Genomic DNA, 15,972 nt, shown 5'->3' with positions numbered 1-15,972 from the left:
GTGATAACATGTTGGGAAATCAAGTTTTACAACTAGCTTCTGATTTTGCTGATAAAGTGCGAAGCAGCTTTGAAGTGGAGCGGTTTCATTTAGCGGAACAGCAAGTAAATCAAAGTAAGTCAGTACAAGAACTTATTGAGACAATAAAAAAGAAACAAAAAGAATTAGTGCATGCAAAACATTTTCACAAAGAAGTGTATACGAAACAATTGGAAAAAGAATTGGATCAATTAAATTATAAATTGGATCATTTACCAATCGTGATGGAATATCAACAACGACAAGTGGAAATGAATGATATGTTGCAGTTGATTCAAGGAGTTATTGCTCAAACCGTCTCTAAAAAATTAGATGTAGAAACTGGTGGTATTGTTGCCACTGGTTGTGGTAGTGGCGGAGCATGTGGGTGTGGAAACAAGCACAAAAAAACAGGTTGATGAAAAAGGTAGGAAATCTCCTGCCTTTTTTTGTTTCCTAAATATGATAATTTATTTATTTTTATCATCTTTTCATTTCTTTTGCGTAAAACATTAGAAAAGATCAAAATCATTTTGTACGGCTTTAAAAAAAGTCATTGGGTTTTTATCACCCGAGGCAGATGCCCTGCATACACTGGTTTTGAACGACCGTTGGAGGAGGGAATTTAGGTGCCAAACACAGATAGAGCAATGGAATATCGTCAGATAATAACAAAAGCAGTATGTGGGAAGGGGCGTAAATTTTCACATGTAACCCACACTGTAGAAACGCCTGAACATGTACACAATGTCTTGGGGGCATGGGTTATCAATCATCAGTTTGAATCCGCAAAAGTTGGGGAAGCGGTCGAAGTACAAGGTAGCTATGATATTAACATATGGTACTCGACCAAAGGAAATACAAAAACAGATGTGATGAAAGAAACAGTACGTTATGTAGATCAAGTGCCACTGAGTTACTTTGACCCACATACAAAGGAGCTGAGCGTCTCTGTCAGTGCAGCAGCTACACAATCCCCTAATTGTGTAGAAGCATCCATATCATCCAATCAAGATGCAGTTATCATAAGAGTGGAGAAAGAATTTGTAGTAGAACTGGTTGGAGAAACCAAAGTTACCGTAGCATGTTATCCAGCTGAGTTTGCGGAAACGGATGATAAAGATTTTGTTTTTCAATCCCAAAATGAAGAGGATGGATTTGAAGAGTTAGACCCTGATTTAATTATTGATGATTTAGAAGATTAATTCTCAGATGTGTTCATTTAGGGATTAGAGAAGGCGGAAGAATAAGCCTTCTTTTTCTTTTATTTTGAATAACCCAACAACATAGATCTACATAAGATATGGGTAGTGGCAAAGAGGGGGGAAGGTTATGAGAGCCGTTACCCTGCGGACAGAAACTGAGGCAGTATCACAGGGAATATCAATGGTAGATGAAGAAGGCAGACTGCAGCCTTCCATCTATATTAACAATCAACATATATTAAACGATGAACAGCAATTAAAAAGAATTGCTGAGGAAGCAACAAAAAGACGGATATTACGTGCACATGGAATAAGTGTTCAAGAGAAGAGTTTTGTTATTAGGCAGTACATTGTGTATGTATATCAAACCAAAGTTTTGTTCTTGTATCGTTCCAAAACCCAAGGACAATGGCTTCAAAAAAAAGCTAGTAATATCTCTTATCAGCGTGTATCTACTCAGGAAAAAACAAAAGAAGTGCAAAATGTTCAAGAAATGGCTATTCGTGCTGTATATGCCTTAGGATTGGATTTTGCGGTTGTTATTTGTGGAGTAGTATCAGGGAAAAATATTGTGATTAGAAGAGTGAATCCAACTCCAAAGTTAAACCAGATGATGACAGAAGGGTATCAAAATGCATACAAACAATTCAAAGATCAATTGGAATTAAAAGTTCCCGCAGAAAAACTGTTAATTGGTGCTGATCCAGAGTTTGTAATGCGTTCAAATAAAGGGAACTTACTATTAGCATCCAAGTATTTCCCACTTCGTGGAAAGGTAGGATGCGACGCAATCTGGCTTGGTCAAAATCGGTCTCATAAACCATTAGTTGAGGTTAGACCGGAACCAACATCTGATCCTCGAGTGCTAGTGGAACGGATTTATCATTGTCTCAACTATGCAGCCAGAAAAGTTGCCCATGTACCATGCAGTTGGTTAGCAGGTGCAATGCCTTTCACTGGCTATCCAATTGGTGGTCATATTCATTTTAGTGGAATAGAACCTAATTTTGAAATGCTTCGTGCCCTCGATAATTACCTCACGATTCCTTTGATGATTGCAGAGGATACAAAAGGAATTCGAAGAAGGCCAAAATATGGATATTTAGGAGATTTTCGGTTGAAAAATCATGGTGGTTTTGAATATCGCACACCACCAAGTTGGTTGGTATCTCCAACCCTTACCAAAGGAGTATTGGCTGTAGCAAAACTGATCGTTTTACATTATCAAGAATTAACATTAAATCCGCTCAGTAATCCTGATCTGCAAATAGCATATTACAAAGGTGATAAAGAAGCTTTTCGTTTTTGGAGTTCCTTACTATGTCAGGAATTGAAAGACTTAGATAGTTATGGGCAATATGAAAAATATTTAGAACCTTATTTTGACTTCTTACAAAGTGGTAAAAAATGGGATGAAACACGGGATTTTCGTAAAGCATGGAGGCTTCCCCCATTTCGAGAAAGAAGATAACAAACTTCCTTGGTGTATATCAAGGAAGTTTGCCTTTTTACTTTTTTAATTGTTTAGGAAAGCGAATCGTGCTTTTTTGGATTATGGTAATTTCTCTTTGGAGCAGTTCTTAGTTCGGATAATAAATAAGAATCGAAATCGCGATAAAATCAAATTGCTTGTGAAAGATAAATTTTTAACCACTCATTTGAGTGGCTTTTCTTAGTGTTTGCCCAGTAATGGGGAGGTGGATCCGAACTATCGATATCGTAAGTTCTAACGGTTTGACATACTACTGGGTTTATTCTGCTCAAATATTTTGCTATAAATTAATTTTCTAACAAGCTTATCGTTATCAATTTTTAAAGTGACTCAATATCGATTTCTCGTACTCGTTTTCGTTCTCGACAAAGTTCCACATGTTCACGTACAACATCCATAACTCTATCAGCATTAGAAATAGCCTCTAAGCTAAAGTTTTGAAGAGTGTGATCCGATGTGAAGAAAAGTATGTTTCCTTTAGAAAAAATCCGATAGATAAACGGATATTCTAAGGTTAAATCTTTTACTCTATATAGTTCGATTTGCTCTGTTCGTTTGGAAAAAATTCCTTCTGTAATTTGGAGTCTTTCCGTTGTTAACTGATATCGAATTGATTTTAGTTTCAATGCGGTCCAGATTCCAATAAAGATAGGCACAACTAACCAACAGAACAACAAACATAACAAATATGTCCCCAGCTTAGATACATGAGAACTGGTTCCTACCCACAGTGTTTCTTCTTGCATAAGACCAAGTCTCCTCTCTAAGTTTTTCTTAATTATTTAACTATATCATTTGAAAATGAAAGGTCAATGTAAAATTTGAAATGTTCATTAAATAATAGTGGGCATTGGTGAGAGTCAAATGGTTCTCATCAGAGAGGAGGATATTTTATATGGCTTATTTGTTTTCTATTATGAAAAAAGAAGATAAATAGAAGGTTTCAAGGATTGGTACGCTTGTTTTATCATTATGTGAATTCATATGGATTTTCAAACTGAATATAAAAAACGAATACTTAACTCAATATGGCTTAAACGATGGCGGGACGATTTACTCTTGTCGAGTGAATCGTCCCGTTTTTCCAAACCTCACGATTCAGTTTGAAAGTTCCATGGCCCGACGTTCGAAGTATTTTGCAGAGTCCAAGAGACGTATCCGATCCACAGATGTACCCATCGAAAGACCGCTTCAGCCAGCCGCTTCTCTTTATCAGCAGATTGCTCACCCTGATAGCGTTTGTCAAATTTGGATTTGAGGATGACATCTGCATCGAAGTGATTACGAAGAGCCCTGAGGAGGAGACGAGCAACTTGGTTATTGCAAGTGTTGATGGACTCAAACAACTTCTGGACGTGATCGATGAAATCTGTTTCACCTTGGAGTGCAGGGGGTCCAACTGGCACAAAGCACGTATCCAAGTTGCTCGCATCCATGAAAAAATTACCCATGCCCGTCATGATTTTTTACATAAACTATCGACAAAACTGGTGAACGAAAACCAAGTCATCAGCATCGAAACGCTGCAAGTAAAAAACATGGTGAAGAATCAGAAGCTGTCGAAATCGATCACGGATGCTTCGTGGTCGGAGTTTGTTACGATGTTAGAATACAAAGCGAAAGAATACGGAAGGAAGTTGGTGAAAGTGGGAAAATCATTCCCGTCCAGTCAGCTTTGTTCGAGTTGCGGCTATAAAAACAAAGAAGTGAAGCAACTCCAGTTACGAGAATGGACATGCCCAGAATGTGGTGTTCCCCATGATCGAGACATCCATGCAGCCAAAAACATAGTAAAAGAAGGTAGAAGATTACTTGCCGTGGGGCTCACGGTCTAAGCTTGGTAAACTTCCTTGGACTACCGAGGATTACCCAAGAATCCCACGGCTTTAGCCGTGTGGAGTTGTCAACTTTGTTCCAAATGATTAGAGAAGGGTATTATCATCCTGAGAGAGATTGGAACAACAAGTGATATAACCTCTATTATGTATTTAACACCTTCTAAACGCTCCTATTCAATCATGCATAATTTGAGCAAACCAGTTACTTTTTTTATGGTACACTAGAGAGAAATTTGGTTTTTTGGAGGAAACACGATTGATTGGATACACACCCATGATTCAACAGTATCTTTCGATAAAAGAAGAAAACAAAGATGCCTTTTTATTTTTTCGCTTAGGCGATTTTTATGAATTATTTTTTGAAGATGCTGAAAAAGCTTCCAAGTTATTGGAAATTACATTAACAGCTCGAGACGGTGGGACAAATGAAAAAATCCCGATGTGTGGAGTACCGTATCATTCAGCTGCCGCATACATAGAAAAACTTGTTTCGATGGGTCACCGAGTTGCTATTTGTGAGCAAGTAGAAAATCCAAAACAAGCAAAAGGTGTTGTGAAACGAGAGGTAGTCCGGGTAATCACTCCTGGTACGGTTATTGAAGAGAATATGCTTTCTGCTACAGAAAATCATTTCTTAGTGGCCTTGTTGGGTGAGAAAAACCATTATGGAATTGCTGCAGTAGATTTATCAACTGGGGAATGTTTTGTCAGCGACATAGATCGTTCCCTCTCCTATGTACTGGATGAAATCGCAACATTCGAACCTAAGGAATTGGTAACACCTAGCTCTTTGATAAATTCAAGATTAGAAAATGAATGCAAACGGTTAGGTATTATAGTGACAGAGTTTGTATATGACCAAGTAAGTGATTACTCTGATCTGCATAAACAATTTCCAGATCTATATGACGTGTGTACATCTGATGTTTTATTACATACTTTGCAATATATTTATCAGTATCTTTTGCAGACACAAAAAAGATCGCTTGGACATTTTAAACGGTTGAGAAAATACTATGCTAATTCTTATATGCTGTTAGATGAAGTAGCAAGAAGAAATCTGGAGCTTACCCGTTCGTTGCAAAATGAAAAACGAACCGGTTCTTTGCTATCCCATTTGGACCATACTTCTACCGCAATGGGTAGTCGAATGTTAAAACAATGGTTGGACAAGCCGTTACTTGTGCTGGAGCAAATTCAAAACCGTCAAGATATTGTTTCGGAATTTCTAGCGGAGCTAATTCTATTAGAAGAGATAACAGATCATTTAAAACGTGTATATGATTTAGAGAGATTGGCGGCTAGAATCTCATTTGGATCAGCATCGCCACGTGATCTGTATCAACTGAGAAAATCATTAGAAGAAATACCGAGTCTGAAAGAAAAGCTAGCATCTTTTCAGTCTCCTATTTTAAAAAGATTGGCTGACGAATTAGATACTTGTCAGGAAGTACAGTCTCTGATTGAGCATGCTATTGTCGATGATCCACCGATAGCATTAAAAGAAGGCGGAATTATTCGCGAAGGTTTTCATAAAGAGCTGGATGAATTGCGGGATATTCAACGCAATGGCAAAGGATGGATCGCCAAACTGGAAGAACAAGAGAGAAAAAGAACAGGCATCAAGTCACTAAAGATAGGGTATAATCGAGTCTTTGGATATTATTTAGAAGTCACCAAGTCAAATTTACATTTAGTACCAACAGAAGGCTATATCCGTAAACAGACCTTGGCAAATGCAGAAAGGTATATTACGACAGAGTTAAAAGAGCAGGAACAACTAATCTTACATGCAAATGAGCGCTCACTAGAATTGGAGATAGAGACATTAAAACAAGTTCGCGAGATGGTTGTAAAAGAAGTTGGAAGACTTCAAGGCTTAGCTACAAATGTAGCAGAAATAGACGTTCTTCATGCTTTTGCGCTTGTTTCGCTTCGATACCAATATGTTCGCCCAACAGTTTCAAAAAGTGATCGTCTGTACGTTCAAAAAGGCCGACATCCTGTAGTAGAAGCTGCTCAAAGAGAAAATTATGTCGCGAATGATATTCATCTAGACTGTGATCAGCGACAAGTGTTATTGATCACTGGTCCGAATATGGCCGGGAAAAGTACATATATGCGGCAAGTTGCTTTGATTGCGATTATGGCACAGATAGGCTGTTTTGTTCCTGCAGAAAAGGCAGAAGTAGGGCTTATCGATCGTATTTTCACGAGAATTGGTGCATCCGATGATCTGGCCCAAGGTCATAGTACATTTATGGTAGAGATGATGGAAACATGTGAGGCATTACGTGAGGCTACTCCCCACAGTCTGATTCTATTAGATGAAGTAGGACGCGGTACATCTACCTATGATGGAATGGCTTTAGCTCATTCTATTGTTGAATATGTTCATCATCATGTTGGAGCAAAAACATTGTTCTCCACTCATTATCATGAATTGACTAAGTTAGAGGAAGAGCTCCCGAAGTTAAGCAATATTCATGCCAAGTGTATCGAAAAAAATGGAAAAGTTGTTTTTTTACACCGTATGGTAGCAGGTGGCGCAGACCGAAGTTATGGAATCCACGTAGCTGAATTAGCTGGGTTACCTAATGAAGTTGTCAAAAGAGCGAAAGAAATTTTAACATATCTAGAAGAAGATAGAACACAAGAAATCGCTGCAGCCAAAGAAGAACCGTTGAATTTGTTTTCTTTTATGCCGGAAGTTAATCCATTGGAAGAAGAAGTAGCGAACGAAATTCGATCATGGGATTTATTAACGCATACACCAATGGAATCTTTGCAATTTCTGCAAAACCTTCAGCAAAAGCTAAAATCTAAGTAGGAGGATTCATAATGGCTACTATTCAAATCCTAAGTGATCATCTCGCTAATCAGATTGCTGCTGGAGAGGTAGTCGAACGTCCTGCCTCTGTTGTAAAAGAACTGGTGGAAAATGCGATTGATGCAGATGCAAGTAAAATCGATATCGAATTAATCGAAGGTGGGATTACTTCGATACAAATATCAGACAATGGAGTTGGCATGATATTTGAAGATGCCAAAATGGCCTTTGAAAGACATGCTACTAGTAAGATCAGTACAGAGCGTGATTTATTTACCATTCGTACGCTAGGTTTTCGCGGAGAGGCACTACCAAGTATCGCTTCTGTATCCAGAGTGGAATTGATAACAGCAGCAGATGATTTAGAGCTGGCTACAACTATTGTCGTAGAGGGTGGAGAGCAAAAAGAATCTACAACTACTTCGCGTACGAGAGGAACAGATGTAATTGTTCGTGATTTGTTTTACAATACACCTGCACGACTTAAATATTTAAAGACAATTAGCACAGAGATTAGTCATGTTGCTGATGTAGTGGGGAGACTTGCGCTCGCTCATCCAACCATTGCTTTTCATTTAACGCATCAAAATAGAGAGTTATTTCGGAGCAATGGAGATGGTAAACTGCTTCATACCATTCTCGCGTTATATGGGAAACAGGTAGCGTCCCAGATGGTAGCTATAAAGGCGGAGGACAGCGATTTTGTTGTTTCTGGTTATATTGGAAAACCTGAATTAACAAGAGCCAGCCGTAAAGCGATTACTTTGTTGTTAAATGGTAGGTATGTGCGAAGCATTCCATTGACGAATACCATTCTCTCCGCTTATGGAACACTGTTACCAGTAGGAAGATATCCAGTTGGTGTAATTCAAATTGAAATGGACCCAAAATTGGTTGATGTGAATGTACATCCTGCTAAGTTAGAAGTGAGGCTCAGCAAAGAAAAAGAATTAGCACAACTCCTAACGAAGGCAGTTACCTCTGCTTTTTTTAAAAAAACATTGATTCCTGTTGCAATGCAGCCAAGACAAGATATTGTTGCACATAAGCCAATTCAAGAGAAACTCGATTGGACTCAAAAACCTTATGCACCTGAAAAAGAAGAGAGGAAAGAACCGCCAGTTATTCGTGAAACGCTTCTCAAACATCCAATAATAAAGGAAAAAGAACATATTGATCCAGAAACGAAAGCACCCATTACGAAAACAGAAGAAGTCAACACAGTTTCAGAGGAAATAGATTCAGTAGAAGCGAGAAAAGAACGAATAGCATTACCATCCCTATTGCCGCTTTCTCAAGTACATGGTACCTATATAGTTGCGCAATCAGATGATGGTTTCTATTTAATTGATCAGCACGCTGCACAAGAACGAATTTATTATGAAAAATTCCTTGAGAAAATGGCAAAAGAAGAGCATCATATCCAGTCTCTACTCGTGCCATTGACCATCGAGTGCACATCCAGTGATGCGCTGTTGTTAGAAAATTACATCGAAGCATTGAAAGTATGGGGTTTGGAATTAGAGCCTTTTGGAGGAAATACTTTTTTAATCAGAAGTTATCCTGATTGGTTTCCAAAAGTAGATGTAAATCAATTATTATTCGAAATAATCGAATGGCTTCAATCACATGGAAGAGTAAAAACAACCGAGTTACGCGACGCATCAGCAAAACTTATGGCATGTAAAGCTGCGATTAAAGCAAATCGCCATCTGCGAGTGGACGAGATGGAAGCATTGATAGCACAATTAGAAAAATGCGAAACCCCTTATACTTGTCCACATGGTCGTCCTATCTTGGTTCATTTTTCCACTTATGAACTCGAGAAAATGTTTAAGCGGGTGATGTAAAATGTTTGTTGTCACTACTTCGCATGATCCTTCTCCAAAAGAAACAGTACAAGCAACAAATCTTGCAATTGCTTTATCTGTCCCTTATGTGGAACGAAATAAAGCGAGTTTAGACAAATTATATAAGCAATATCAACTAGATGGCGTATTAATTGTTTCCAAAGAGGGATTACGTTATGAAAGTAGTGGCAAACCCTCCTTTTTTTTTCATCCGAATTTATCAGTTGTTCGTTTGAAACAGTGGACAAAAGGCGAAAATGATGCTATGGTGCGTATTGCTAACCTATCAGAAGGTGATCAGGTTCTCGACTGCACACTAGGTATGGGAGCAGATGCAATCGTCGCCTCTTTTGTTACAGGTATCAATGGGAGAGTAGTTGGTTTAGAGAGTGAACCTGTATTAGCATGTATGGTTTCGGAAGGATTGAAGCATTATTGTAGCGGTCGTCCAGCTATTGATGAGGCAATGAGGAGAATTGAGGTAATCAATGACAACTACTGTTCCTATTTGAGAACATGTGCAAGTAATTCATTTGATGTGGTTGTCTTTGATCCTATGTTTCGTAAGACAGTTTATCATTCCAAAGCAATGCAGATGTTAAAACCATTGGCAAACCCATCAGCAGTTGATAGAGAGTCAGTAGAACATGCAACGAGAGTAGCACGAAGGAGAGTGCTCTTAAAAGAACGAAAAAATAGTGGTGAATTTGCAAGATTAGGATTTACTGTTATACATCAGTCTTCCAGTTATGCTTGGGGAGTAATTGAGCCGTGAAATCAGATTTATTGGTCATTGTCGGTCCTACCGGAGTAGGAAAAACAGCACTTAGTCTTGAGCTTGCTACTCATTTTCATGGGGAAATAATTTCTGGTGATTCCATGCAAGTATATTGTAAAATGGATATTGGGACAGCTAAAGCAAGTAAAACTGAACAAATGAGTGTACCTCACCATTTGATTGATTTGCTCGCACCAGACGAATCTTTTTCTGTTCAACAATTTCAACAGCTTGCACGTCAGAAAGTAAGAGAGATTCAAACAAGAGGACATTTGCCTATTTTAGTAGGTGGAACAGGGTTATATATTGAATCCGTTGTATATGATTATCAGATGGCAGATGCAACCGGAGATTCCAGTTTACGTCAAAAATTATTTGAGACGGCTGAAAAAAAAGGAAACCTTTTTTTACACCAGCAGTTACAATCAGTTGATGGCGTGACCGCTAAGAAATTGCATCCGAATGACGTTCGACGTATCATTCGTGCATTGGAAGTGTTTTATTGTACTGGAATTCCGATATCAGAACAACACAAACGAAGCACTTCTCCTTTTGAAGTTCTCTGGATTGGCTTAAATATGCCACGTGATCAACTTTATGAACAGATTAACCACAGGGTTGACCAGATGATTGCTATGGGATTAGAAGAAGAGGTCAGAGAACTATTAGCTACGAAGAAATTTGAAGGGCATACTGCTTCACAAGCGATTGGCTATAAAGAGATGATACAATACATAAAGGGTAGTATTTCTTTTGAGGATGCAGTATCAGCAATCAAACAAGGAAGTCGAAGATATGCCAAACGTCAACTATCTTGGTTTCGGCGTATCCCAGAAATTCATTGGTTTGATAAAACAGAAGAACATATCAATATAGAAATTAACCACTTAGTAGCAGGAAAGTTCCCATCTTACAGAGAATAGGTATCAGATAAGAAGATATAGGAGGTACCACACTTTGAAACAGTCCATAAATATTCAAGATACATTTTTAAACCAAATTCGCAAAGAATCTGTACCAGTAACGATTTTTTTAGTTAATGGATTTCAACTCCGCGGCCTGATCCGTGGGTTTGATAATTTTACGATTGTAATTGATAGTGATGGAAAACAACAAATGGTATATAAACATGCAATCTCTACCTTTACTCCAGCTCGACCTGTTTCCCTTATGTCAGCCGATGAAGTAAAAGAAGAACAAAACGCATAGTTCATTTTACTGAGCCCCCTAAGGGGCTTTTTTCTTTTCACCCATTCTAGGCTAATGCGTATAGTGTGAAGTAGGAAGTGATGGAGAGGGGAAAAGTGATGAGTAGGAAAGTTGTGTTGGAAGAGACCAAACGGCGAATACAAATTGTATTCGAGAGAGAAGTTCATCCTGCTCCTGTCGATTGGGAAATAGAGCATCAAACATTGACAAAATGTTATCAATCCCTGAAACATATGATTGGTTTATCGGATATTAAAACATTTATCGAAGAAATATATGCTTGGTTAGAAATTGGAAAAAAACGTAGAGAAGCAGGATTGGCAGTAGAACAACAGGTTCTTCATATGGTTTTCACAGGAAATCCTGGCACGGGAAAAACGACAGTAGCCAGAATCATTGGTGAGCTTTTTCATGAAATGGGAGTTCTAAGCCGAGGTCATCTAATCGAGGTAGAGCGAGCTGATTTGGTAGGGGAATACATCGGTCATACTGCGCAAAAAACAAGAGATCACGTGAAACGGGCATTAGGAGGAATACTGTTTATTGATGAAGCGTATTCCTTATCCCGCGGTGGGGAAAAAGATTTTGGAAAAGAAGCAATTGATACATTGGTGAAGTCAATGGAAGATTACAAAAACGATTTTGTTTTAATTTTAGCTGGATATTCAGAGGAGATGGATACATTTATACGTTCCAATCCAGGTTTACCTTCTCGTTTTCCTATTCATTTGCGTTTTCCTGATTTTTCTATTATTGAGCTGATGGAAATTGCTGAACTAATGGTTCAAGAACGGCAATATGTCTTTTCTAAACCAGCAAAGGATAAAATTCGTCAAACATTGCAAAAAGAAGCAAATCGCCATCAAAATACTTTTGGCAATGCAAGATTTATTCGAAATTTAGTAGAGCAAGCGATACGTCTTCACGCAGTACGATTATTAAAAAAGAAAGATGCTGATGTGGAGAGTTTAATGACCATTTTGCCGGAAGACATCAATTTTGAAACTACTAGTCGTAAAAACAACTCAACGTGGTAGAATAAAAAGTGAAATAATAAACTGTAATAGAAGAGTTGATATTTGATGTTGAAACAAGTCTACCGAACTTGCAAAGAAAAGATCGCACCAATTATCGAAAAAATCGATGACAGAGTAGAAATGCATCAAGCAAGAATACTAGCTGCCTATCAAAAGTATGGTGTAAGTGAATCTGACTTACATTCTTCCACTGGATATGGCTATGATGATGTAGGAAGAGAAAAACTAGAAAAAATTGTAGCAGATTTATTTCGTGGTGAACTGGCCTTGGTTCGACCAAATATTGTATCTGGAACACATGCGATTGCAGCATGTTTGTACGGTGTACTTCGTCCAGGTGATGATTGGATTGCTTTAACAGGGAGACCATATGATACCTTACATCAAATAATTGGATCTCCTAAAGATGGGACAGGCTCACTCGCAGACTTGGGGATTCATTACCATCAGATTGCCCTTACACCTAAAAATCGAGTGGATTGGACTAGTTTTGAGAAAGTGGTATCAAAAAAGACGAAACTGGTAGCTATCCAACGTTCCCGAGGGTATTCTGACCGACCATCCTTTACCATTCATGAAATTACTGAGATGATACAGCGAATTCGTCACATACTTCCGAATGTTGTTATATTTGTTGATAATTGTTACGGAGAATTTGTGGAGGATGAAGAGCCGCTTCATGTTGGCGCCGATCTAATTGCAGGTTCTTTGATTAAAAATCTTGGTGGCGGTCTTGCTAAATCTGGAGGATACATAGTAGGTAAGCGTTCATTAGTGGAATTGGCCTCGTCGCGTTTGGTTGCTCCTGGCATTGGGATAGAAGGGGGAGCTACATATGGATACTTAGCTGATTATTTTCAAGGTTTATTTCTATCTCCCCATGTAGTAGGGGAAGCTTTGAAAGGAATGGTATTCGCCTCAGCAATATTTGAAGATGAAGGCTATGAGGTGTCTCCGCGTTATGATGATTATCGAACGGATATCATTCAACAAATTCAATTGGGAACTGCTGAGAAATTGATTTCATTTTGTCAAGCTATTCAGGCAGCATCTCCGATTGATGCATTTGTGCGTCCAGAACCTTCGGCAATGCCTGGTTATAAGGATCCAGTTATTATGGCAGCAGGGACATTTGTCCAAGGAGCAAGTATTGAGTTATCAGCAGATGGGCCATTACGTGAGCCATTTACCGTTTATTTACAAGGCGGCCTAACTTATGCTCATGTGAAAGTTGCAATGAAACAAGCTTTGCAATCAATAAAAATAAAATAAAGATGGGAGAAATGCAATGCAAGCGTTAGATGTGTTTTGGTGGATCGTTATTGTAGTTTTATTTTTATTAGCATATGCTGGTTTGTTTTTGCCAGCTTTGCCTGATGTTCCATTTATATTGGCTGGATTTCTTGTTTATCAATTTTTAGTGAATGATCAATCGCTCGGATGGTTTTTTTGGTCGATTACAATTATTGCAACGATTGCTTTGTTCTTAATCGATTATCTAGCTGGCGGGTATGCTGCGCAAAAAGTTGGAGGATCGAAGTGGTCGATACCTGCTGCTGCCCTAGGTGTAATTGTGTTTATGTGGTTACCTGCAGGTTTTCTTATCGGACCAATTATTACCGTTTTTCTGGTGGAACTATTTTTTATGCGCAAAACTCCTGCACAGGCACTGCACATCTCCATTAGTACTTTAGTAGGTTTTCTTGGTGGTATGCTTGTGAAGTTTTTCTTGATGAGTGCAATGATTATCTGGTTCTTGATACTGGTTTTCTTTTTTTAAAACGCCAATGGCGTTTTATTTTTATGTGCTGATGTCAGCTTTCTTGACATAAATTTGACAGTTATTATGACATACACCTATAATGATTTTCGAAGGAGGCGTTAGCGTGAATGATGATATCCGAAGAAACATGTCGCTTTTTCCGATAAGCATCGTAAGTAAATTAACCGAATTGACCGCGCGCCAAATTCGTTATTATGAAAAACATGGCCTGGTAAGTCCGGCTCGTACGGAGGGCAACCAGCGTCTCTATTCTTTCCATGATGTGGATATGCTCCTGAAAATTAAAATGCAATTAGAAAAAGGGTATAATTTGACGAGTATTAAAAACATGATTTTACCTCAGGAGCAGGAAAAGAAAAAAGAGGATGGAAAGAAAGAGCTTTCCGATGCAGAATTGCGTCGCTTGTTACATAGGGAACTTTTCTCTGGTGACAAACATAAGACACCGCTTACACAAGGGGAATTATCTCGGTTTTTCCGCCCATAATATTCTGAAGGGAGCCGTTTTTACATGGCCAAGCAACTAACGAAGGAAGATATTTTACGAATTGCATCAGAGGAAAATGTACAGTATATTCGTTTACAATTTACCGATTTACTAGGTACTATCAAAAATGTGGAAATTCCACTCAGCCAATTAGAAAAGGCTCTTGACAATAAAATGATGTTTGATGGCTCTTCTATTGAAGGTTTTGTTCGTATCGAAGAATCCGATATGTATTTATATCCTGATTATAATTCTTGGGTTGTATACCCTTGGGAATCTGACAATGGGAAAATCGCAGGACTCACTTGTGATATTTATAACGCGGATGGTACGCCATTTGCCGGAGATCCTCGTGGTATTTTGAAAAAAGTAATGGAAGAGGCAAAAGAACTTGGATTTACTTCTTTCAATGTAGGTCCAGAACCAGAATTTTTCTTGTTCAAAACAGATGAGAAAGGTCAACCAACGTTGGATCTAAATGATCAAGGTGGATACTTTGACCTTGCACCACTTGATTTAGGAGAAAATTGTCGCCGAGATATCGTGTTGACTTTGGAACAAATGGGCTTTGAAATTGAAGCTTCTCACCATGAAGTTGCTCCGGGGCAACATGAAATCGACTTTAAATATGGAGATGCTGTTACAACTGCTGACAACATTCAAATTTTTAAATTGGTTGTAAAAAATGTTGCTCGTAAATATGGTTTACATGCAACCTTTATGCCAAAACCTCTCTTTGGGGTAAATGGATCAGGAATGCATTGTCACCAATCTCTATTCCGTGGAAATGAGAATGCTTTCTACGATGAAAGTGATGAGCTGGGTTTAAGTGAGACAGCAAGACATTACTTAGCAGGTATCTTAACACATGCACGTTCGTTTACTGCAATAACCAATCCATTGGTGAATTCATACAAACGCCTAGTACCTGGTTATGAAGCACCATGTTATGTAGCATGGTCTCCAAAAAACCGCAGTCCATTGGTTCGTGTTCCAGCTTCTCGTGGACTCAGTACCCGTATAGAAGTACGCAGCCCAGATCCATCAGCTAACCCTTACTTAGCACTAGCTGTTATGCTAAAAGCAGGTTTGGATGGAATTAAGAATAAATTGGCGCTTGTACCACACACCGATCGCAATATTTATGTTATGGATGAGTCAGAACGTAAAGATGCAGGCATTGAGAACTTGCCAGCGAGCATCATTGATGCAGTAGAAGCATTGGAAAACAGCCCAGTGATGTGTGAGGCACTTGGTGAACATGCAGTTTCCCATTTTGCTGAGGCAAAACGCATTGAATGGGATCATTTCCGCACAACAGTTCATGAGTGGGAACGCAAACAATATATGTCTTTATACTAGATCAACAAGAAAAACCGGACTTATGCTATGCATAGGTTCGGTTTTTTGTGTTTTTTAGATGGAAAATGTGTGAAAATGAGAGT

At 38.6% G+C, this 15,972-nt stretch carries 14 protein-coding genes and 1 pseudogene; 14 read left to right on the top strand and 1 reads right to left on the bottom strand.

The genetic code is table 11. The features are described from left to right. Positions 1-8 precede the first annotated feature (8 nt). From AC5WOC_RS03665 to AC5WOC_RS03655, 3 genes are all read left to right on the top strand, one after another. On the top strand, positions 9-437 hold the full coding sequence (locus AC5WOC_RS03665; RefSeq protein ID WP_496054018.1) for a YlbF family regulator: 429 nt from the start codon (positions 9-11) through the stop codon (positions 435-437). Between the two features lie 231 nt (positions 438-668). After that, positions 669-1,223, top strand: coding sequence for an outer spore coat protein CotE (cotE, locus tag AC5WOC_RS03660; RefSeq protein WP_496054162.1), 555 nt, complete (start codon positions 669-671; stop codon positions 1,221-1,223). Positions 1,224-1,350: 127 nt separating this feature from the next. Beyond that, positions 1,351-2,694 carry a putative amidoligase domain-containing protein gene (locus AC5WOC_RS03655; RefSeq protein ID WP_496054017.1) on the top strand — a complete coding sequence of 448 codons (1,344 nt, stop codon included), beginning with the start codon at positions 1,351-1,353 and terminating at the stop codon, positions 2,692-2,694. Between the two features lie 341 nt (positions 2,695-3,035). Here AC5WOC_RS03655 and AC5WOC_RS03650 read toward each other — a convergent pair whose 3' ends face one another. After that, a complete protein-coding gene (locus AC5WOC_RS03650; protein ID WP_496054016.1) occupies positions 3,036-3,461 on the bottom strand; it encodes a PH domain-containing protein in 426 nt (141 codons plus the stop codon). 645 nt (positions 3,462-4,106) lie between these two features. On the opposite strand from AC5WOC_RS03650, the pseudogene AC5WOC_RS03645 reads away from it, so the two are divergent. From AC5WOC_RS03645 to glnA, 11 genes and pseudogenes are all read left to right on the top strand, one after another. Next, a pseudogene (locus AC5WOC_RS03645) lies at positions 4,107-4,550 on the top strand (RNA-guided endonuclease TnpB family protein); the annotation flags it as partial. 259 nt (positions 4,551-4,809) lie between these two features. After that, on the top strand, positions 4,810-7,383 hold the full coding sequence (gene mutS / locus AC5WOC_RS03640) for a DNA mismatch repair protein MutS (protein ID WP_496054015.1): 2,574 nt from the start codon (positions 4,810-4,812) through the stop codon (positions 7,381-7,383). An 11-nt stretch (positions 7,384-7,394) separates the two neighbouring features. Continuing rightward, the gene (mutL, locus tag AC5WOC_RS03635; RefSeq protein ID WP_496054014.1) at positions 7,395-9,233 is read left to right on the top strand and encodes a DNA mismatch repair endonuclease MutL; all 1,839 of its coding nucleotides are present in this window, start codon (positions 7,395-7,397) and stop codon (positions 9,231-9,233) included. 1 nt (position 9,234) lies between these two features. Further along, entirely contained in the window at positions 9,235-10,008 is a 774-nt protein-coding gene (locus tag AC5WOC_RS03630) for a class I SAM-dependent methyltransferase (RefSeq protein WP_496054013.1), read from the top strand. Then, entirely contained in the window at positions 10,005-10,934 is a 930-nt protein-coding gene (gene miaA / locus AC5WOC_RS03625) for a tRNA (adenosine(37)-N6)-dimethylallyltransferase MiaA (RefSeq protein ID WP_496054012.1), read from the top strand. The genes AC5WOC_RS03630 and miaA overlap by 4 nt, the downstream gene beginning before the upstream one ends. A gap of 34 nt (positions 10,935-10,968) precedes the next feature. Then, the gene (gene hfq, locus AC5WOC_RS03620; RefSeq protein WP_160799365.1) at positions 10,969-11,220 is read left to right on the top strand and encodes an RNA chaperone Hfq; all 252 of its coding nucleotides are present in this window, start codon (positions 10,969-10,971) and stop codon (positions 11,218-11,220) included. Between the two features lie 98 nt (positions 11,221-11,318). Then, complete coding sequence (locus AC5WOC_RS03615) at positions 11,319-12,257, top strand: AAA family ATPase (RefSeq protein WP_496054011.1); 939 nt, start codon at positions 11,319-11,321, stop codon at positions 12,255-12,257. 45 nt (positions 12,258-12,302) lie between these two features. Continuing rightward, positions 12,303-13,529 carry a methionine gamma-lyase family protein gene (locus AC5WOC_RS03610; protein ID WP_496054010.1) on the top strand — a complete coding sequence of 409 codons (1,227 nt, stop codon included), beginning with the start codon at positions 12,303-12,305 and terminating at the stop codon, positions 13,527-13,529. 16 nt (positions 13,530-13,545) lie between these two features. Next, positions 13,546-14,037 carry a DUF456 domain-containing protein gene (locus AC5WOC_RS03605; protein ID WP_496054009.1) on the top strand — a complete coding sequence of 164 codons (492 nt, stop codon included), beginning with the start codon at positions 13,546-13,548 and terminating at the stop codon, positions 14,035-14,037. A 106-nt stretch (positions 14,038-14,143) separates the two neighbouring features. Further along, a complete protein-coding gene (locus tag AC5WOC_RS03600; RefSeq protein WP_496054008.1) occupies positions 14,144-14,527 on the top strand; it encodes a MerR family transcriptional regulator in 384 nt (127 codons plus the stop codon). A gap of 24 nt (positions 14,528-14,551) precedes the next feature. After that, positions 14,552-15,889 carry a type I glutamate--ammonia ligase gene (gene glnA, locus AC5WOC_RS03595; protein ID WP_496054007.1) on the top strand — a complete coding sequence of 446 codons (1,338 nt, stop codon included), beginning with the start codon at positions 14,552-14,554 and terminating at the stop codon, positions 15,887-15,889. Positions 15,890-15,972: the final 83 nt, after the last annotated feature.

The sequence above is a fragment of the Shimazuella sp. NTD247 genome (assembly GCF_059510415.1).
This window is presented reverse-complemented; position numbering and strand designations above follow the sequence as displayed.